We start from the raw sequence: 19,525 nt of genomic DNA on the forward strand, positions 1-19,525 counted from the left end.
TGCGAGGGGGCCACCCATGGGGCGCGGCCGTGCAAAGGCGAAGCAGACCAAGGTTGCTCGCGATCTGAAGTACCGCACTCACGAGACGGACTTCGCATCGCTGGCCCAGGAGCTGCACGGAGACGAGTCGACCCAGGCCGAGAAGCCTGAGCCAGTCGACGACTCTGACGAGTACGACAAGTGGTCGGACTACTCCGACTCCTCCTCACGCGACTGATCCTGGTCGCGACGGCTGACTGACCCGGCCCCCACGTGGGCCTGCTCAGGGCAGCCAGATCCCGCGGTCGCCGTCGGCGCGCGCGGCGTCTGCCATCCGCTGCTCGGCGATCCGGTCGGCGGCCACCGCAGGCGGCACGCCCTCGGCGTCGGCGAGCGCGAAGACCTCGCGCGTGGTGTCCAGGATGAGTGTCGCGCGGGCGTGAGCCCGCTCGAAGTCGAAGCCGTGCAGCTCGTCGGCGACCTGGATCAGCCCGCCGGCGTTGACCACGTAGTCGGGGGCGTACAGGATGCCGGCGTCGGCCAGCTGCTTCTCCACGCCGGGGTGCGCGAGCTGGTTGTTCGCCGCCCCGCACACGACCCTGGCCCGCAGCGTCGCCACGACGTCGTCGGTGAGGGCGTCGCCGAGCGCGCACGGCGAGTAGACGTCGATCGGCTCGGCGACCAGCGCGTCGGTGTCGGCCACCGCCCGGACCTCGGGGTGCTCCTCCAGGATCCGCGCCACGGCCGGTGAGTAGACGTCGGAGATGACGACCCGGGCGCCGTCCTCGAGCAGGTGGCCCACGAGGTGCCGCCCGACCTTGCCGACGCCGGCGACGCCGACGGTCCGCCCGGCGAGCGTGGGTGCGCCCCAGGTGGCTTCCGCGGCGGCGCGCATGCCCTGGAACACGCCGTACGCCGTGAGCACTGAGCTGTCGCCGGCGCCACCCTGCGCGACCGTGCGACCGGTCACGAAGCGGCTCTCCTCGGCGATGACGTCCATGTCCTCGGAGTAGGTCCCCACGTCGCAGGCGGTGTAGTAGCGCCCGTTCAGCGACTGCACGAACCGCCCGTAGGCGTGCAGCAGGGCGGGGCTCTTGTCGGTGAGCGGGTCACCGAGGATGACGGCCTTGCCGCCGCCGAGGTCGAGCCCGGCCATCGCGGCCTTGTAGGACATGCCGCGGGAGAGGTTCAGCACGTCGCGCAGGGCGTCGGCGTCGCTGGCGTAGGAGTGGAAGCGGGTGCCACCCAGTGCGGGGCCGCGGGCGGTGGAGTGGATGGCGATGTAGGCGCGGAGTCCGCTGCGCTCGTCCGAGCAGGCGACGACCTGCTCGTGCCCGTCGAGATCGTCGAACGAGGGGTACTGCTCTGGGGCCACGGTGGTGGACCTTTCTGTTTTGTCGCACTTGGGGTGATTGCACGACTTTGTCGTCCTGGCAAGGGTGGACCTGGACTGGTCTAGACTACAACGACCGTTTTACGGCCGTTTTCAAGAATCCGGACATATCAGGTTTCGGGCGATCAAGCCCGGTGGCACACTTCCAGAAGAGCAAAGAGCTCCGAGTCACAGCATCACTTAAGGGGAGCGCCGTGGTAACGCGACCGACCGAAACAGAATCACTCCTCACGCCCGCTGAGGTAGCCGCCATGTTCCGTGTGGACCCGAAGACGGTCACGCGCTGGGCCAAGGCCGGCAAGCTGTCCGCCATCCGCACTCTCGGTGGCCACCGTCGCTACCGCGAGTCCGAAGTCAAGGAACTCCTGGGCGACGTCATCCCCGCCCAGCGCAGCGCCCGAGACTGACACGACCGGGGCGTCGCACCCCCTCGGCGACGACCCGAGTCCAGCACGACCCGCAAGGCCCTCCGTCATTGCGGCGGAGGGTCTTGAACGTTCTCTGGTGACTCACCCACCGGGACCGGGACCCTCAGGCGCACCGTGCCGCCCCGCTCCGGCGGCGAAGCGAGTCGCGCCGGCCAGGGCGTCTGCCTGCAACGACACCAGGCCGTGCGCGAGCTCGCTGTCCAGGGCCTCCTGCTCGGACAGGCCCCACTGGCCCAGCACGCTGAGCCGGTCCTGGCGCGTGCAGGTCTGGGGGAACGCAGCGATGTCCGCGGCGAGGCGCTGGGCCACGGCCAACGCCTCTCCCGGTGCGCACAGCCGGTTCACCAGCCCCATCTCGTAGGCCTCCGGGCCGGGGACCGCGCGCCCGGTGAGCACGAGGTCCATCGCCCGTGACTCGCCGATCAGTCGTGGCAGGCGCACCGTCCCGCCATCGATCAGCGGCACGCCCCAACGGCGGCAGAAGACCCCGAGGACGGCATCGGTCGAGGCCACCCGCAGATCGGCCCAGATCGCCAGCTCCAGGCCACCGGCGACGGCGTACCCCTCGATCGCGGCCACCACCGGCTTGGACAGACGCATCCGGCTCGGGCCCATCGGCCCGTCCCCGTCGGCCTCGACCCGGTTGCCGCGACCCTCACCGACCGCCTTCAGGTCGGCGCCGGCGCAGAAGTGGCCGCCGGCACCAGTCAGCACGGCCACGGCAGCCGTCTCGTCGGCGTCGAAGGCCCGGAAGGCGTCCGCCAGCGCCTCCGCGGTGGGCCGGTCGACGGCGTTGCGTGCCTCGGGTCGGTCGATGGTGACGGTCGTGACGGGTCCGTCCTGGTCCACGCGCACCTGCATGGACTCAGGCTAGGCCTGAGGCGCAGATGGGCGACACTGGTGCGCGTGAGCACCGACGCCGTGGCCGAGTCAGGCAGCTCCCTGTCCCTGTGGTCCGAGGACTCGTTCCTGAGCATCTCCTCGGAGGGTTCGGTGCTCTCGATCGGGAGCGTCTGGTCGTGTGCGTCGGTCGGAAGCGTGTGCTCGTTCGGGTCACTGTTCTCGATCGGCTCGTTCCTGAGCGTGGCCTCGGTGCTGTCCTCCACCTCAGGCGGTTCCGCGCTCTCACACCTGTCGGTGGGCGGGGTGCTGGCCGAGCACGCACGGTCCGAGGACCGCGCGGTCGGGGTCTCGACGGCGCTGGCGGCCATCGCCCTAGTCGGCGCCGGACGAGCGATCCGGCGCCGACTCGGGAGCTGAGGGGCCTCAGATGGGCAAGGCCGAGTGGGGCGCAGCGTGCTGCCGCTCGGACTTGGGCATCTCAGGAGGCGCGGTTGCGCCGGTCCCAGAGGCGGATGGTGCTGCGTCGAGCCGGGACGGGTGCGAGGACCTCGGTCTCCTCGCTCCCACGGGAGGCGAGCTCCTGCTCGCGCTGGGCGATCAGCTGGTCGATGAGCTGCTCCGCGGCGACCCGGCCGTCGGCGATGTGCCGGGCGGTGCTGGAGAAGTCGGTCATCCGGATGTCAAGGTCGGGAGTGCGCAGCCGGTGTACGGCGACGCCCGGCCCCAGGTCCGGTTCGGGACGCACCCGGGTCGCCACCCCGAGACTGGCGACCAGGACGTCGATCGGCGTACGGCCGCGCGGCAGGCGCGACGGCACGCTGGCGTCGAGGACGAACACCCGGGTGGGGGCGAAGTCCGCTGCGCCGCTGATGGGCACGAGGTCGGCGATGCCGCCGTCGACGTGCAGGCCGGGGTGACCGCAGCTGGCCGGGAGCTCGACCGGCGGGAAGACCGCTGGGACCGCTGCGGAGGCCAGGAGCAGCTGCGCGAGGTTGCCGTGCCGGTGGTAGGCCGCCGAGTCGCCGGTCAGCGGGGTGGTGACCACCCGGACGGGGGTCGGCAGGTCCTCGAGGTTCTCGGCCGGCAGCCAGTCGGCCACCAGGCGGGTCAGCGCTGCGGGGGAGAACAGGTAGGGGCGCTGGCGGAGCAGGTGGCCCATGCGGGACAGGGTGCCGCCGGGGAAGATGTCGCGGGTGCTCAGTCGCATCCAGCGGGCACGCAGCTCGCGCACCCGGGCACGGTCGGGGCGCAGGCCCATGAAGGCGGCGTTGAGGGCTCCGACCGAGGTGCCGACGAGGGCGTCGGGCACGATGCCGTGCTCGAGCAGCACCTCCATCATGCCGACCTGGACGGCGCCGCGGTTGGCGCCACCGGACAGCACGAACACGTCGCGGTGCGGTTCCCGAGAAGCTGACTTGAGATCCATGGCGCCCTCCCGCGCTAGGGAAGCCCTCTTCTGACCTCGATGGTGCTCCTCAAATGTCCGGTTTGCAGGGAAATAGAAATAAACGCCCCATGAAGGTCTCGATAACCCTCGGGGTAGCGTGACCCGGTGCTCGAACCCGTGGTGCTCGTCGGCATGTCGGCCCGTGAGGTGCAGGCCCGTGAGCGGCTCGATGCGTGGGCCGCCGAGCACGACGCCACCGTCGCCTTCCTCCAGCTCGGTGACCCGTCGCTGTCCCGTGAGCTGACCCGGTTGGCCGACCTCGGCGCCGAGCGTGTCGTCGTCGTAGGGGTGAGCCTGGGCAGCCTGGCCCCGGCCGTGTCCTGGCTGCGCCGGATCGCGGCGTACTGGTGGCGGGAGCGTGCCGGCCACCGCCCCGAGGTGCTGATCGGCGCCTCGCTGGCCGAGGACGCCGAGGAGGTCCGTGCGCTCGTGGGACGCACCCGCCCGGTCACCGGGTCCGAGCCCGGGCTCACGTCGGCCGCCTGGGAGGACGTCACCGAGCACCGGCACCAGGTGCTGGTCTGCCGGGGTCCGCGGTGCACGGCGATGGGCTCCGACCTGACCGCCGAGGCGCTGATCATCGAGCTCATGCGGCAGGGCCAGGGCGACGACGACGTGCTGATCACGCACACCGGGTGTCAGTTCCCGTGCAACCAGGCGCCGGTGGTCAGCGTGCAGCCCGACGACGTCTGGTACGGCGCGGTCGACCCCGATGCGGCCCGCCGGATCGCCAAGGAGCACCTCGTGGAGGGAACCCCCGTCGAGACGCACCGGCTCCCTCGCACCCGTCGTCCCTTAGTCTGATCGGACACGTCTCGTGGACAGGAACTCCGGTGCGACCCAGCGTCAATTCCGGGGCGGTTCCGCCACTGTGACGCCCGGTCCTCCCGCGTGGTCGAAGGGGACCGGGCGCAGCCAGACACTGGTCACGGGACCTCCACCGACGAGGGGCGAGAACCCCCAGGGAGAACCATGAAGATCGCACTGCTCTCCACCTCCGACACCGACCTGCTCTCCGCGCGTGCCTCGGGCGCCGACTACGTCTGGGCCAACCCGTCGCGGCCCAGCCACGAGGGCATGGCCGCCGCGCTGGAGGGCTGCGACCTGGTGGTCGGCCGCATTCTCGGCTCCCCACAGGACCTGTGCAGCGGGTTCGAGCGGATCCGCGAGACGGGTATGCCGATGGTGATGCTCGGGGGTGAGCAGTCGCCGAACGCCGAGCTGATGGAGATGTCCTCGGTGCCGATCGGGGTGGCCGCCGAGGCGCACCGCTACCTGGCCGAGGGCGGACCCGCCAACCTCGCCCAGCTGCACGCCTTCCTCTCCGACACCGTGCTGCTGACCGGCGAGGGCTTCGAGCCGCCGGCAGAGATCCCGGCGTGGGGGTGGCTGGAGCGAGCGGAGAGTGGTCTCGACTATCCGCTCGCTTCGCTCGCTGCTCGACCACCTAAGCCCAAGGTAGGCGTGCTGTTCTACCGGGCCCACCACGCGAGCGGGAACACCGACTTCGCGCACGCGCTCGCCGATGCGATCGACGCCACCGGTGAGGCGGTCGGCGTACCGATCTTCTCCTCCTCGCTGCGCTCCGCGCCCGACGACCTGTACGACGCCCTCGGCACCCTGGACGCCCTCGTCGTCACCGTGCTCGCCGCGGGCGGGAGCCAGCCGGCCACTGCGTCGGCCGGGGGCGAGGACGAGGCCTGGGACGTGGAGCGGATGGCCGCCCTGGACATCCCGATCCTCCAGGGCCTGTGCCTGACGAGCAGCCGCGAGGAGTGGGAAGCCTCCGACGACGGCGTGACGCCGCTGGACTCGGCGACCCAGATCGCCATCCCCGAATTCGACGGACGCATCATCACCGCCCCCTTCTCCTTCAAGGAGATCGACGCGGACGGGCTGCCGCGCTACGTCGCCGACCCCGAGCGGTGCGCCCGGGTCGCCGGCATCGCGACCAAGCACGCGCGGCTGCGGCACCTGCCGACGAGCGAGCGCAAGATCGCGCTGATGCTGTCGGCCTACCCGACCAAGCACTCCCGCGTCGGCAACGCCGTCGGACTGGACACCCCGGTCTCGACGGTGCGGCTGCTGCGCCGGATGCGCGACGAGGGATACGACCTCGGCGAGGACAACATCGTCACGCGCATCCTCGATGGTGGTTTCGAGACGCTCGCTGGCGCTCGCTCCTCAACCACCGGATGGGAGGCCGACACCGAGGCGGGGGACGCGCTGATCCATGCCCTGATCGCCGCCGGTGGCCAGGACGAGGAGTGGCTGACCAGCGCCCAGCTCACCGACGCGCACGTGCGCATCCCGGTGGCCGACTACCAGCGCTGGACCTCCTCACTGCCGGACGAGCTGATGGATGCCATCACCGAGGCGTGGGGACCGGCGCCCGGGAAGCTGTTCGTCAACGACACCGACGAGATCGTGCTGGCCACGATCACCGCCGGCAACGTCGTGCTCCTGATCCAGCCGCCGCGGGGCTTCGGGGAGAACCCGGTCGCGATCTACCACGACCCCGACCTCGCGCCGTCGCACCACTACCTCGCGGCGTACCGCTGGCTGGAGGAGGGCTTCGGGGCGGACGCCGTCGTACACCTCGGCAAGCACGGGTCGATGGAGTGGCTGCCGGGCAAGAACGCCGCACTGTCGGCGTCCTGCGCGACCGACGCCGCGATCGGCAACCTGCCGCTGGTCTACCCGTTCCTGGTCAACGACCCCGGCGAGGGCGCGCAGGCCAAGCGCCGCGCCCACGCCACCATCGTCGACCACCTGATCCCGCCGATGGCGCGGGCGGAGTCGTACGGCGACATCGCCCGTCTCGAGCAGCTGCTCGACGAGCACGCCAACATCGCGGCGATGGACCCGGCCAAGCTGCCGGCGATCCGCGGCGAGATCTGGCAGCTGATGCACGCCGCCGAGATGCATCGCGACCTCGGGCTCGACGAGCGACCGGACGACGAGGAGTTCGACGACTTCATCCTGCACGTGGACGGCTGGCTGTGCGAGATCAAGGACGCGCAGATCCGCGACGGCCTGCACGTGCTCGGACAGGCGCCCGCGGGCGAGGCCAGGGTCAACCTGGTGCTCGCCATCCTGCGTGCCTCGCAGGTGTGGGGTGGCCAGTCCGCCGCGGTGCCCGGCCTGCGTGCGGCGCTCGGCCTCAAGGAGAACGCAGAGGCGACCAACGCCGTCGACCTCATCGAGGAGCAGGCGCGCGACCTGGTGCAGCGGATGGAGGACTCGGGCTGGGACCCGGCTGCGGCAGCGTCGCTGCACGACGAGCCGGAGGTGCAGAAGGTGCTGGCGTTCGCGGCCACCCAGGTGGTGCCGCGGCTGGCGCACACCACCGACGAGCTGGACGCGGTGCTGCATGCCCTCGACGGCGGCTTCATCCCGGCCGGGCCGTCGGGCTCGCCGCTGCGCGGGCTGGTCAACGTGCTGCCGACCGGTCGCAACTTCTACACCGTCGACCCGCGGGCCGTGCCGTCGCGACTGGCGTGGGACACGGGCGTCGCGATGGCCGAGTCGCTGGTGCAGCGCTACCTCGACGAGACCGGGACCTATCCCGAGTCGGTCGGCCTGAGCGTGTGGGGCACCAGCGCGATGCGCACGTCCGGGGACGACATCGCCGAGGTGCTCGCACTGATGGGCGTCCGGCCGACCTGGGACGAGGCGTCGCGACGGGTGAGCGACCTGCACGTCGTACCGCTCGAGGAGCTGGGGCGCCCCCGCATCGACGTGACCGTGCGCATCTCGGGCTTCTTCCGCGACGCCTTCCCGCACGTCGTGGCGATGCTCGACGACGCCGTACAGCTGGTCGCGGCGCTCGAGGAGCCGCTGGACCAGAACTACGTGCGGGCACACGCCCAGGCCGACCTGGCCGAGCACGGCGACGAGCGGCGCGCCACCACGCGCATCTTCGGCTCCAAGCCGGGGTCGTACGGCGCCGGCATCCTGCAGCTGGTCGAGTCGGGCAGCTGGCGCGACGACAACGACCTCGCCGAGGTCTACACGAGCTGGGGCGGTTTCGCCTACGGCCGTGGATTGGAGGGGGCTCCGGCGGCCGACGACATGCGCGCCAACTACCGCCGGATCAAGGTCGCGGCCAAGAACATCGACACCCGCGAGCACGACATCGCCGACTCCGACGACTACTTCCAGTACCACGGCGGCATGGTCGCCACCGTGCGTGCGCTGACCGGCGCCGACCCGAAGGCGTACGTCGGCGACTCGACCACGCCCGACGCGGTCCGCACCCGCACACTTCAGGAGGAGACCAACCGCGTCTTCCGGGCCCGGGTCGTGAACCCGCGCTGGATCGGGGCGATGCAGCGGCACGGCTACAAGGGCGCCTTCGAGCTGGCCGCGACCGTCGACTACCTGTTCGGCTTCGACGCGACGGCCGGCGTGGTGCACGACTGGATGTACGACGCGCTCGCCAAGGAGTACGTCCTCGACGAGACCAACCAGGAGTTCATGCGCAAGTCGAACCCGTGGGCCCTGCGCGGCATCGTCGAAAAGCTGCACGAGGCGGCCGACCGCGGGCTCTGGGAGGAGCCCGACCCCGAGGTCGTCGCGGCCATGCAGCAGGTCTACCTCGAGCTCGAAGGTGACCTGGAGGACCGGTGAGGCGCATCCGGGTCCTCGGCGTCGGCATGGGGCCGCAGCATGTCACCCCCGAGGTGGCGGAGGCGCTGCGCTCGGTCGACTACGTGCTGGCTGCCCAGAAGTCGTCGCAGGACGGGCTCCTCGAGGCCCGGCGCGAGATCTGCCGCGTGCACGGAGACGTGCCGTTGGTCGCCGTACCCGACCCGGAGCGCGACCGGGACGCCCCGCGCGACTACCCGCGCGCGGTCGCGGACTGGCACGAAGCACGGGTGGCGGCGTACGAGCAGGTGCTCCTCGAGCGGCCCGGTGACGTCGCCTTCCTGGTGTGGGGTGATCCCTCGCTCTACGACTCGACCATCCGGATCGTCGAGTCGATCCACGCGCGTGGGCGGGCACAGGTCGAGTACGACGTGCTGCCCGGCATCAGCGCCGTACAGCTGCTCGCCGCGCGTCACCGGATCGTGCTGCACGAGGTCGGTCGACCGCTGCACGTCACCACCAGCCGGCTGCTCCGTGAGGCGCTGGAGACCGGCCAGGACAACATCGCGGTGCTGCTCAACGCCCGGCTGGAGCTCGACGGCCTCGAGGACTGGCAGATCTGGTGGGGCGCCAACCTCGGTACGCCGGACGAGGCACTCGTCGCGGGTCGGGTCGGCGACGTCCTCGCCGAGATCGACACCGCCCGCGCGAAGGCGAAGGAAGCGGCCGGCTGGGTGATGGACATCTACCTGCTCAGGCGGGTGTCGTGACCCGCGCGCTGCTCGTCGCCGGCACCACGTCAGACGCCGGCAAGAGCATCGTCACCACCGGCCTGTGCCGAGCCTTCGCCCGTCGAGGCCTGAAGGTCGCCCCGTTCAAGTCGCAGAACATGTCCAACAACTCGATGGTGTGCATCGGTCCCGACGGCGCCGGTGCCGAGATCGGCCGCGCCCAGTGGATCCAGGCGATCGCGGCCGGCGCCGAGCCCGAGGCGGCGATGAACCCGGTGCTGCTCAAGCCAGGCAGCGACCGCCGCAGCCACGTCGTGGTGATGGGTCGTCCCGCCGGCGAGGTCGACGCCCGCGACTTCGTCGACGGTCGGCGGCGGCTCGCTCGTGCGGCGTACGACGCCTTCGACGACCTGACCTCGCGCTACGAGGTAGTCGTCGCAGAGGGGGCCGGCAGTCCCGCGGAGATCAACCTGCGGGAGAGCGACTACGTGAACATGGGGCTGGCCCGGCACGCCGACATCCCGACCGTCGTGGTCGGGGACATCGACCGCGGGGGAGTGTTCGCGGCCATGTTCGGCACCGTCGCGCTGCTCTCGCCCGCCGACCAGGCGCTGGTCGCCGGCTTCGTGGTCAACAAGTTCCGCGGCGATGTCTCGCTGCTGGCACCGGGGCTCCGTGAGCTGTCGGAGCTCACCGGTCGACGCGTCTTCGGGACGCTGCCGTGGGACCCGTCGCTGTGGCTGGACTCCGAGGACGCGCTGGAGCTCGAGGGACGACGGTCCGGCGGTGGCGCCCGCAAGGTGGCGGTGATCCGGTTCCCGCGGATCAGCAACTTCACCGACGTGGACGCCCTCGGCCTGGAGCCCGACCTCGACGTGGTCTTCGTGTCCGACCCGCGCGCCCTCTCCGACGCCGACCTGGTGGTGCTGCCCGGGACGCGGGCGACCATCGCCGACCTCGACTGGATGCGGACGCGAGGGCTGGACCGGGCCGTCCTCGAGCACGCCGCCTCCGGTCGCCCGGTGCTGGGGATCTGTGGTGGCTGCCAGATGCTCGGACGCGCCATCGCCGACCGCGACGGCGTCGAGGGCAGGCCCGGGACCCAGGTCGAGGGGCTGGGGCTGCTCGACCTCGACACCAGCTTCCGCGGCGAGAAGGTGCTGCGCGTGCACCGCCCGGCCGGCTACGAGATCCATCACGGCCGCGTGGTCGGCTCGACGTCGGCGGGCGCCGTACGCGGGACGATGGTGCACGGCAGCCTGGAGGACGACGGCATCCGCGCGCTCTACCTCGCCGACGCCCTCGGTGTGGAGTCGAAGGCATCGTTCCCGGAGGCGCGGGAACGGCGGTTGGACCGGCTGGCCGAGCTCGTCGAGGAGCACCTCGACGTCGAGGCGCTGCTCGACCTCGCCACCCACGGCGCCCCGCGTGGGTTGCCGGTGCTGCCGCCGGGAGCGGATCGGTGAAGGTCCTGATCCTCGGCGGCACCGCTGAGGCCCGCGCCCTGGCCGCCGCCCTCGACGACCGGGGCATCGCCGTGTTGTCGTCGCTGGCCGGGCGGGTCGCGCGCCCCCGGCTACCGGTCGGTGAGGTGCGGATCGGTGGCTTCGGCGGCGTCGCCGGCCTGCGGGCGTGCGCCCTCGGGTTCGACGCGGTGGTCGACGCCACCCACCCGTTCTCGGCCCGCATCTCCGCCAACGCTGCCGCCGCCTGCCATGACCTCCCGTTGCTCCGCCTGGCCCGGCCGGGGTGGTCAGGCGCGCCGTCGTGGACCTGGGCCGACTCGCACGAAGAGGCTGCTCTCGCAGCCGCACGCCTCGGCCGGCACCCGTTCCTGACCGTCGGCCGACAGGAGCTGGGTCGCTTCGTGAAGACGCTCGGCGACACCCCGACATTGGCCCGGGTGGTCGACCCACCCGACCTGACGTTGCCCCCGGCGTGGACGGTCGTGCTGAGCCGGGGCCCCTACGTCCGCGAGGACGAGCTCGCCCTGATGCGCTGTCACGACGTCGACGTCCTGGTCACCAAGGACTCCGGCGGTACGCACACGCAGGCCAAGCTCGAGGCCGCCGCCGAGCTGGACCTCCCGGTGGTCGTCGTACGTCGTCCGCCGGCGCCCGACGGGGTCGAGACCGTGACCGACGTGGAGTCGGCCGTCGAGTGGGTGGAGGCGCGCCGATGAAGGTCCTGGTCACCGGTGGTGTCAGGTCCGGCAAATCGCGGCACGCGGAGTCCTTGTTGGCCACCCGCCCGGACGTCACCTACGTCGCCCCCGGACCGACCGTCGCCGAGGACCCCGACCCGGACTGGGCAGCCCGCATCGCCGCCCACCAATCACGTCGCCCGGCCGGCTGGACGACACTGGAGTCGCGCGACCTGGTGGCTGCTCTCGCGACTCCCGGTCCGGTCCTGGTCGACTGCCTCGGCACCTGGCTGACCGCCCTCCTCGACGCCGCTGCGGCCTGGGACCTGCCCTCCCGCGAGGTGCACGACCTGCTCGACTCCGCGCTGGCTCCCGCCGCGTCGGCGCTGGCGGTGCATCCCGGGCCGGTCGTGCTGGTCACCAACGAGGTCGGGCTCGGCGTGGTGCCCGAGCACCGGTCCGGCCGCCTCTTCCGCGACCTGCTCGGCACCGTCAACCAGCGGCTCGCCGCCGAGTGCGACGAGGTGCACCTGGTCGTGGCCGGGCGGGTGCTCCAGCTCTGAGGCCCGAACGCTACGTAGTCGGGTCCACGTGGACCCAACTACGTAGCACTCGTCGGGTGTGCCAGTGCCGACACACGGTCGCGGGTGTCAGCTGCAGTCGGCGCTGCGGCACGCCCGACAACACCAGCACCGCCGTCGCGCCGCCGCGACGTGCACGAGGGCTGGCGAACCGGTCGCAGTACCTCGAGCCGGAGTACGCCCCGCGTCTGATCGGTCCGGGAGCCGGCGGCGTCGGCTATCTGCTCAAGGAGTCGGTCGCGGTCGCCGACGAGCTGGTGGACGCCGCTCGTCGCGTCGCCGGAGGGGGGCGGCCGGGGCGCTCGAACCTGGAGCAGACGCAGTGGAGCAAGGAACCCGACGCTACGTAGACCTGCCAGGTGGAACGTCTACGTAGTGCTCCTCGACGAGCGCGCGCGGCTGCCGGCCACCAGCACGGCCACCAGCACGGCGACCAGCGCGGCACCGACGTCGACACGGCGGGCGAGCTCGACGGATCGCTGGATGTCGCGTGGCTCGGCCGCCCGGCCGGAGCCGAGGACGGCGCGGTGCTCGGTGCGGTCGCCGTAGGTGTTCTGCCCGCCGAGGCGGATGCCCAGGGCGCCAGCGAAGGAGGCCTCGACCGGGCCGGCGTTGGGGGAGGGGTGGGCGGAGGCGTCTCGTGCCCACGTGGCCAGGGCCGATCGGGGAGAGGGACCGAGCAGGGCAGCGAGCACGGCAGTGACGCGCGCGCCGGGCAGGTTGAGCAGGTCGTCGAGCCGGGCGGAGGCCCAGCCGAACTCGAGGTAGCGCGAGCTGCGGTGGCCGACCATGGCGTCGAGGGTGTTGGTGGCGCGGTAGGCAAGCAGCCCGGGTACGCCGAACAGCGCCCCGACGACCAGCGGAGAGACCACCGCGTCGGAGGTGTTCTCGGCGACCGACTCCACGACCGCACGTGCGACCTCTCCCTCGTCCAGCGACGTGGTGTCGCGGCCGACGAGGTGGGTGAGTCGTTGTCGCGCCCCCGGGAGGTCACCCGAGGCGAGCAGCTCGGAGACGGCCAGGGCTTCTCGCTCGAGCGAGGCACCGCCGAGGACGGCCCAGGTGGCGAGGGCGGTGCCGAGCACCGGGCGGCGGCGCTCGAGAAGAAGGCCGGCGACCGCAGCCCCACCGACCAGGGTGGCGGTGTAGGCAACGCCGCGTTGCCGCGTCGGTGCGTAGCCCAGCCTCTCCAGCGACGCTGCGAGCCGACCGAAGCCCGCGACCGGGTGATAGCTCGCGGGATCGGGGATGACGCGGTCGGCCACGAACCCGACGAGGAGCCCGAGCACGCGGCTCATGTCGGTGCTCATGTGAGGACCATCATGTGAGCGCCAGCAGCAACGTGGCGAGGGCTAGCTCGATCGCCGCGCCGTACACGTCACCGGTGACCCCGCCGAAACGGCGCAGGGCGCGACGTACGAGCAGCACGACGACGAGCCCGGCGACCACGACGGCGAGGAGGCCGCGCCAGGCCTCGAGGTGGGCCCAGTCCGCGACGAGGGCGACGAGCACCGCGGTGACCAGCCAGGACACGACCGCGGCGAGGGGCGCAACGGTGCCGCTGTGCGGCTGCCCCAACCCGTCGGGCCGGGCCGCGCGGACCCCCCGCAGGCAGGTGATCGAGAGCGCGACCCGGGAGGCGCAGACGAGGAGGCCGGCGAGCGTGGCGCCTCGCGGCGTCTGGAACAGGGTGGCCAGTGAGGCTGCCTGGACCCCGGCCACGACGACGGTGGCGATGACGCCGGCCGGTCCGGACGTGCCGGACTTCATCACCGCCAGCGACCGTTCGGCGTCGTAGGACGCGGTCAGGCCGTCGGCGGTGTCGGACAGGCCGTCCCAGTGGATCGCTCGGCTGCCCGCGGCCAGGGCGCCGACGGCCAGGATGCCGACTGCGAGCAGGTTGAGCCCGGCCCGTTCACCGACCCAGCCGACGAGACCGACCAGGATCCCGAGCGGCAGCACCGCGACCGGTGCCAGCAGCATGGCCCGGCCGGCGGTGCGGGCATCGACGACCCGAGGAGCCGCGACCGGGATCGCCGTGAGGGTCCCGACTGCGAGTCGCCAGGCGTCACGCATCCGGCATGAGGTCGGCGAGCAGCGCGACGTCGCGCAGCACGCTGATCGCGCTGCGGACGACGGGTACGGCGGCGACCGCACCGCTGCCCTCGCCCAGGCGCATGCCGAGGTCGAGGATCGGCGCGAGGCCGAGCTTGTCGAGGGCCAGCGACTGGGCCGGCTCGGTGGAGCGGTGCCCGGCAGCGAACCAGGCGGCCGCACCGGGCGCGATGCGGTCGGCGGTGAGGGCGCAGGCGACCGAGATGACGCCGTCGAGCAGCACCGGCACACCCGCCTCCGCGGCAGCCACGAGGTAGCCGGTGGCAGCCGCCAGGTCGGCGCTGCCCAGGGCGGTCAGGCACTCGATCGGGTCAGCGGTGCGGTCGCCCGCACGCGCCAGCGCCTGCTCGATGACGGACTCCTTGTGCGCGAGCGCAGCCTCGTCGATGCCGGTCCCGCGGCCGGTGACCTCGCGAGCGGGCAGCCCGAGGCCGGCTGCGATCAGTGCGGCTGCCGGGGTGGTGTTGCCGATGCCCATGTCACCGCCGAGCAGCAGCTGTGCACCGGCGTCGATCTCCTCACGAGCGACCCGGCGACCGACCTCGAGCGCCTGCGTGGTCTCGTCGGCGCTCAGGGCATCCTCGAGGTGAATGGCCCCACTGCTGCGGCGTACCTTGTGCGCCCGCACGTCCTCGGGGACATCGATCAGGTCCTCGTCGACACCGATGTCGAGCACCCGCACGTGCACGTCGTGCGCGGAGGCCAGGGCGTTGACGCCCGCCAGGCCGGCAACGAAGGTGCGCACCATCGCGCCGGTGATGGCCGGGGGGTACGCCGAGACGCCGTGGGCCGCGACGCCGTGGTCGCCGGCGAAGATCACCAGCCGCACGTTGGTCAACGGCTCGGGCGGCACCACGCCCTGGGCACCAGCGATCCAGACAGCGAGGTCGCCGAGCCGTCCCAGGGCTCCGGCCGGAGTGGCCAGCCCGGCCAGTCGCGCTGCTGCCGCCGCGACCACGTCGGGGTCGGGCGGCCGGAGGACCGGGCTCACAGGCTGGCCGCCAGAGCGCGACGCGCGGCGATGCTCTGCTCGCGGCTGTAGAGGCGCCCGACGAGCCCGGACAGGACCGCGCCCAGCACCGCCCACATGGTGGCGCTGGTGATCAGCGAGGCGCGGCGGAAGTACCACAGCGTGTCCGCCGGGAAGTCGCCGACCTCGTTGACGGTCGGCATCAGCTGGCCGGCGATGACCATCACCACGACGAACAGCCCGACGCCGGCGAGGAGGCCGGTGTAGGTGCCGTAGTGGTCGCGCACGCGCAGCGCGAGCATCGTCGAGAGGACGGTGACGACGATCGAGATCACCATGAAGACGAAGTACTCCGTCGTACGCGACCCGATGGTGTCGGCATTGCCGATGGCCGGTGGGTTGGCGGGGTACTTCAGGAACGGCACCAGGATGACCGCGACCCAGCCCAGGAGCGCGACCAGGGCGGTCGACTGGCCAGGTGACAGGGCGCCGATGCGACCCAGGACACCGGCGGCGACCAGGGCGACGATGCCGCCGAGGGCGATCCCGATGGCGAGGGTGCCGGTGAGCAGACCCCAGGTGCGCTGGTTGTGGCGGGAGACGACCGTGCCGCCCTCGTCGTGGTGGTGCCCCGCCTCGGCCCCGGCGTCACCGGAGTGGGTGTGCGTGGCAGGTGCGTCCTCGTGGGACTCCTCGTAGTTGATCGCCGTCTGGATCTGGGGTTCGGCGACGAAGTAACCGACCGCGAAGGCGGCGATGCCGGCGAACAGGCCGGCGAGGAGGCCACGGACCAGGAAAGCCCGGGCAGTCATCGGGTGCTCAGTGGCAGGGGTAGCCGAGGAGGTGGCGTCCGTCGTGGACCCACTCGTGGATGGCGTTGCCCGACGGGATCGAGAAGGCTCCCTGGTCGGCGCTCACGAAGACGATCGCCAGGACGGCCAGCAGACCGAAGAAGAGCGCCCACGGGGCGAGCTCGGCGAGCGGGATCGAGGGGACCTCGACGGTGGGTGCTGCTGCTGTCGTCTGCGACATGTGTGTCCTCCTCAGGGATTCGTGCGTCCCTGCTTGTTGGGTTGAAGTGCGGACCCTCGGGTCTGACTTCACCGCTCCTGGTCGGAGGCGGTGTCACAGTAGCGCGACTGTGCCGGAGTCCCACCGGCTTCCTCGTGCCCGCGTCGTCAGCCTAGGGCATCCGGTGGCCCGGCGGACAGGCCGTCGAGCCACGATTTCACGGCGGTCAGCAGCCGCTGCGTCTGCTCGCCCGGTCGTACGGCGATCCGAACCCACGACCCGTCGAGTCCCGGGAAGGTGTCGGCCCGTCGTACGGCGATTCCGGCCCGGCGCAGCGCGGCATGCCCACCCTCCCCGAGGCGGGCCAGCACGAAGGACGTGCTCGAGGCCACGGTGGGGATGCCGAGGCCGTCGAGGGCGTCGACCAGCTCGCTCCGCCAGCCCGCGACCGCCTCGGCTCGACGCTCCGACTCGGCCCGGGCGGCGTCGGAGGCGCAGGCGCGGATCGCCGCGGCGGCCGTCGTCGACACCGACCACGGCGACTGCTCGCGGCGCAGGTCGGCGATCACGTCGGCCGGCCCGACGGCGTACCCGGCGCGGATCCCCGGGATCGACCAGTGCTTGGTCAGGCTGCGGATCACCAGGAAGCCGGGTGTGCCGATGACGGTCTCGGTCTCGCCCGGGACCGTGTCCATGAACGCCTCGTCGACGACGACCAGCCGTCCGGGTCGCGCGAGCCGTCGGAGCGTCTCGACAGGGTGCAGCACGCCCGTGGGGTTGGTCGGATTACCGAGCACGACCAGGTCGGCGTCGTTCGGGACGGCCGTGGGATCCAGACCGAACGGATGGGCGAGCACCACCTCGGTGACGGGGTGCCCGGCCTGCTCGAGGGCGGCGTGCGGTTCGGTGAACTGCGGATGCACCACCACCGGCCGGCGCCACGGTCGGGCCCGCGCGACCAGCGTGAACGCCTCGGCCGCCCCGGCAGTGGCGATGACCTCCGCGCGAGGTCGTCCATGCCTGGCGGCGACCGCGTCCTCGGCTGCCGCTGGCGACGGGTAGTCACCGACGGCGTCGAGGCTGTCCCGCAGCGTCTGCTCCAGCCACAGCGGCCGCGGTCCGGGGTAGACGTTGACGGCGAAGTCGAGCAGCCCCGCGTCCCGGACCTCGGCGTCACCGTGGTGCCGCAACGGGTCACTCACAGTAGGTGGTCGAGCAGCCAGCGCCAGCGAGCGGTCAGTCGAGACCACCGGCCGCGTGCGTGGTCTCGACTGATCACTCGCTTCGCTCGCTGCTCGACCACCCAGGAAGGCGTGCGCTGCATCGGCGAACCGTTGAGCGAGCTGCGGGTGGCCGGCCCAGTGCACGTGGAGGTACGACGCATGCAGGCTCGGGCCGGCGAACCCCACCGGCACGTCGTCGACCGACCAGGCGGGGACGGCACCGGCACGCGGCTCGACGTGCGTGCGGTGGAACTCGTGACCGGTGACCGTCTCACCCTCGCGGGTCAGCAGCGAGTCGGCCGGCGCCGTCACCGAGGGGTAGGACAGCGTCAGCCGTGGGGTCATCCGGGCCGTCGCGGGCAACGAGCCGACCATCACGGCGTCGTCCACCGACCGGCACAGGTACAACAGTCCGGCGCACTCGGCCACCGTCGGCACGCCGGCCTCGATGGCAGCGTGCAGCTCGGCGCGCAGGGGAGCGTTCTCGCTGAGTCCCGGCGCGTGCACCTCGGGGAAGCCACCGCCGAGGTAGATGCCCGAGGTGCCCGGCGGCAGGGCCGTGTCCTCCAACGGGTCGAAGGTCGTGACCTCGCAGCCGGCCGCCCTCAGCAGCTCCTCGGTCTCGGTGTAGCGGAAGGTGAAGGCGCGCCCGCCCGCCATCGCGACGACCGGTCGCTCGGCATCGGTGGTTGAGGAGGGCCGCCAGACCCGTCTCGAAACCACGACTTCACGTTCCGGGTCCCACGGCTCGCTCTCGAGGTCGGGAGCGGTCGAGGCCAGCTTGAGCACCGCCTCGAGGTCGATCGCCTCGGCCACCAGGTCGGCCAGGGCGTCGAGGGCGTGGGCGGCCTCGCCTCGTTCGGCGGCAGGCACCAGGCCGAGGTGGCGTGACGGTGCGCTGACCGCCTGGTCGCGACCGAGGGTGCCGAGCACCGGCAGGCTGATCGAGTCGGCCACCTCGGCGGCGTGACGCGGGGAGCCGGCCTTGTTGAGGATCACGCCCGCGATCTCGACCGAGGGGTCGAAGGTCGCCATGCCGTGCACGACGGCGCCGACGGAGCGGGAGGCGCGGGAGATGTCCACGACGAGGACGACCGGGGTCCTCGTGAGGGCGGCGACGTGGGCGGTGGAGGCGTAGCCCTGGGTACCGATGCGTCCGTCGTACAGGCCCATCACGCCTTCGACGACGGCGACGTCGGCGCCCCGGGCGCCGTGCAGCAGCAGCGGGACGATGCGCTCCTCGCCCACCAGGTGGGGGTCGAGGTTGCGGCCGGGACGGCGGCAGGCGAGGGCGTGGTAGCCGGGGTCGATGTAGTCGGGCCCGACCTTGTGGCCGCTGACGACGTGCCCGGTGCGGGTGAGAGACGCCATCAGCCCGGTCGCGATCGTGGTCTTGCCCTGCCCGGTGGCGGGGGCAGCGACGACGATCCGGGGCAGGCTGGTCATGAGGAGGGGGCTACCACTCGATGCCCCGCTGGCCCTTCTGCCCGGCGTCCATGGGGTGCTTGACCTTGGTCATCTCGGTGACCAGGTCGGCCACCTCGATGAGGCGGGGGTCGGCGTTGCGGCCGGTGATCACGACGTACTGCCGGCCCGGACGGTCACGCAGGGTCTGTACGACGTCCTCGACGTCGACCCAGCCCCACTTCATCGGGTAGGTGAACTCGTCGAGCACGTAGAGGTCGTGGGTCTCCTCGGCCAGCCGCCGCTTGATCTCGGCCCAGCCCTCGGCCGCCTCGGCTTCGTGGTCCGCCTCGTCGCCGGCTTTGCGCGACCACGACCAGCCGGCGCCCATCTTGTGCCACTCGACCGGGCCGCCCTCGCCGTTCTCCTTGTGCAGCTCGCCGAGACGTTCGAGCACGGTCTGCTCGCCGATGCGCCACTTGGCCGACTTCACGAACTGGAAGACGCCGACGTTCCAGCCCTGGTTCCAGCTGCGGATCGCCAGCCCGAACGCGGCGGTCGACTTCCCCTTGCCGTCGCCGGTGTGCACCATCAGCAACGGCCGGTTGCGGCGCTGGCGCGTGGTCAGTCCGTCGTCGGGCACGACGAGCGGTTGTCCCTTGGGCAT

The 19,525-nt window shown here is 72.0% G+C and carries 20 protein-coding genes and 1 riboswitch; of the genes, 10 read left to right on the top strand and 10 right to left on the bottom strand.

Annotation, left to right across the window (positions count from 1 at the left end; translation table 11 throughout):
- Window positions 1–16: 16 nt before the first annotated feature.
- Complete coding sequence (locus H976_RS0112700; RefSeq protein ID WP_027861850.1) at window positions 17–217, top strand: DUF3073 domain-containing protein; 201 nt, start codon at window positions 17–19, stop codon at window positions 215–217.
- A 45-nt stretch (window positions 218–262) separates the two neighbouring features.
- Here the strand turns inward: H976_RS0112700 and H976_RS26115 are convergent, their stop codons facing one another.
- Entirely contained in the window at window positions 263–1,354 is a 1,092-nt protein-coding gene (locus H976_RS26115; RefSeq protein ID WP_051276769.1) for a Glu/Leu/Phe/Val dehydrogenase, read from the bottom strand.
- Between the two features lie 212 nt (window positions 1,355–1,566).
- On the opposite strand from H976_RS26115, the gene H976_RS0112710 reads away from it, so the two are divergent.
- Window positions 1,567–1,779 (top strand): BldC family transcriptional regulator, encoded by a 213-nt coding sequence (locus tag H976_RS0112710; protein ID WP_027861851.1) that lies wholly within the window; start codon window positions 1,567–1,569, stop codon window positions 1,777–1,779.
- A 102-nt stretch (window positions 1,780–1,881) separates the two neighbouring features.
- Here the strand turns inward: H976_RS0112710 and H976_RS0112715 are convergent, their stop codons facing one another.
- Window positions 1,882–2,661, bottom strand: a complete 780-nt coding sequence (locus H976_RS0112715) for a crotonase/enoyl-CoA hydratase family protein (RefSeq protein ID WP_027861852.1) — start codon at window positions 2,659–2,661, stop codon at window positions 1,882–1,884.
- Window positions 2,662–2,706: 45 nt separating this feature from the next.
- Between H976_RS0112715 and H976_RS26120 the strand changes: the two genes are divergently transcribed.
- Entirely contained in the window at window positions 2,707–3,060 is a 354-nt protein-coding gene (locus H976_RS26120; RefSeq protein WP_196804057.1) for a hypothetical protein, read from the top strand.
- A gap of 61 nt (window positions 3,061–3,121) precedes the next feature.
- Here the strand turns inward: H976_RS26120 and H976_RS26125 are convergent, their stop codons facing one another.
- Window positions 3,122–4,069 (bottom strand): patatin-like phospholipase family protein, encoded by a 948-nt coding sequence (locus tag H976_RS26125; protein ID WP_081682868.1) that lies wholly within the window; start codon window positions 4,067–4,069, stop codon window positions 3,122–3,124.
- Window positions 4,070–4,195: 126 nt separating this feature from the next.
- Between H976_RS26125 and H976_RS26130 the strand changes: the two genes are divergently transcribed.
- The 7 genes from H976_RS26130 to H976_RS0112760 all read left to right on the top strand — a co-directional run bounded on the left by H976_RS26130 (window position 4,196) and on the right by H976_RS0112760 (window position 12,485).
- Window positions 4,196–4,894, top strand: a complete 699-nt coding sequence (locus H976_RS26130; protein ID WP_231388903.1) for a ferredoxin — start codon at window positions 4,196–4,198, stop codon at window positions 4,892–4,894.
- A 168-nt stretch (window positions 4,895–5,062) separates the two neighbouring features.
- Window positions 5,063–8,722, top strand: coding sequence for a cobaltochelatase subunit CobN (gene cobN / locus H976_RS0112735; RefSeq protein WP_027861853.1), 3,660 nt, complete (start codon window positions 5,063–5,065; stop codon window positions 8,720–8,722).
- Complete coding sequence (cobF, locus tag H976_RS0112740; RefSeq protein ID WP_027861854.1) at window positions 8,719–9,450, top strand: precorrin-6A synthase (deacetylating); 732 nt, start codon at window positions 8,719–8,721, stop codon at window positions 9,448–9,450. The genes cobN and cobF overlap by 4 nt, the downstream gene beginning before the upstream one ends.
- Entirely contained in the window at window positions 9,447–10,877 is a 1,431-nt protein-coding gene (locus H976_RS0112745; protein WP_027861855.1) for a cobyric acid synthase, read from the top strand. Before cobF ends, H976_RS0112745 begins: the two co-directional genes overlap by 4 nt.
- Window positions 10,874–11,593: a cobalt-precorrin-6A reductase gene (locus H976_RS0112750; RefSeq protein WP_027861856.1), complete on the top strand. Its 720-nt coding sequence runs from the start codon at window positions 10,874–10,876 to the stop codon at window positions 11,591–11,593. The genes H976_RS0112745 and H976_RS0112750 overlap by 4 nt, the downstream gene beginning before the upstream one ends.
- Entirely contained in the window at window positions 11,590–12,117 is a 528-nt protein-coding gene (locus H976_RS0112755) for a bifunctional adenosylcobinamide kinase/adenosylcobinamide-phosphate guanylyltransferase (protein ID WP_027861857.1), read from the top strand. The genes H976_RS0112750 and H976_RS0112755 overlap by 4 nt, the downstream gene beginning before the upstream one ends.
- A gap of 56 nt (window positions 12,118–12,173) precedes the next feature.
- Window positions 12,174–12,485 carry a hypothetical protein gene (locus H976_RS0112760; RefSeq protein WP_027861858.1) on the top strand — a complete coding sequence of 104 codons (312 nt, stop codon included), beginning with the start codon at window positions 12,174–12,176 and terminating at the stop codon, window positions 12,483–12,485.
- A gap of 18 nt (window positions 12,486–12,503) precedes the next feature.
- Here the strand turns inward: H976_RS0112760 and H976_RS0112765 are convergent, their stop codons facing one another.
- From H976_RS0112765 to cobO, 7 genes are all read right to left on the bottom strand, one after another.
- On the bottom strand, window positions 12,504–13,445 hold the full coding sequence (locus H976_RS0112765) for a cobalamin biosynthesis protein (protein WP_036226202.1): 942 nt from the start codon (window positions 13,443–13,445) through the stop codon (window positions 12,504–12,506).
- 10 nt (window positions 13,446–13,455) lie between these two features.
- Complete coding sequence (locus H976_RS0112770; RefSeq protein WP_027861860.1) at window positions 13,456–14,211, bottom strand: adenosylcobinamide-GDP ribazoletransferase; 756 nt, start codon at window positions 14,209–14,211, stop codon at window positions 13,456–13,458.
- On the bottom strand, window positions 14,204–15,241 hold the full coding sequence (gene cobT, locus H976_RS0112775) for a nicotinate-nucleotide--dimethylbenzimidazole phosphoribosyltransferase (protein ID WP_051276771.1): 1,038 nt from the start codon (window positions 15,239–15,241) through the stop codon (window positions 14,204–14,206). Before cobT ends, H976_RS0112770 begins: the two co-directional genes overlap by 8 nt.
- On the bottom strand, window positions 15,238–16,032 hold the full coding sequence (locus H976_RS0112780) for a CbtA family protein (RefSeq protein WP_027861862.1): 795 nt from the start codon (window positions 16,030–16,032) through the stop codon (window positions 15,238–15,240). The genes cobT and H976_RS0112780 overlap by 4 nt, the downstream gene beginning before the upstream one ends.
- A 7-nt stretch (window positions 16,033–16,039) precedes the next feature.
- Window positions 16,040–16,252 carry a CbtB-domain containing protein gene (locus H976_RS0112785; protein ID WP_027861863.1) on the bottom strand — a complete coding sequence of 71 codons (213 nt, stop codon included), beginning with the start codon at window positions 16,250–16,252 and terminating at the stop codon, window positions 16,040–16,042.
- A 60-nt stretch (window positions 16,253–16,312) separates the two neighbouring features.
- A riboswitch (cobalamin riboswitch) is annotated at window positions 16,313–16,384 on the bottom strand.
- A 14-nt stretch (window positions 16,385–16,398) separates the two neighbouring features.
- Window positions 16,399–18,900, bottom strand: a complete 2,502-nt coding sequence (locus tag H976_RS0112790; RefSeq protein ID WP_027861864.1) for a cobyrinate a,c-diamide synthase — start codon at window positions 18,898–18,900, stop codon at window positions 16,399–16,401.
- A 10-nt stretch (window positions 18,901–18,910) separates the two neighbouring features.
- Window positions 18,911–19,525, bottom strand: coding sequence for a cob(I)yrinic acid a,c-diamide adenosyltransferase (cobO, locus tag H976_RS0112795; RefSeq protein WP_027861865.1), 615 nt, complete (start codon window positions 19,523–19,525; stop codon window positions 18,911–18,913).

It is taken from the genome of Marmoricola sp. URHB0036, assembly GCF_000426045.1.
Lineage (GTDB): Bacteria > Actinomycetota > Actinomycetes > Propionibacteriales > Nocardioidaceae > Marmoricola.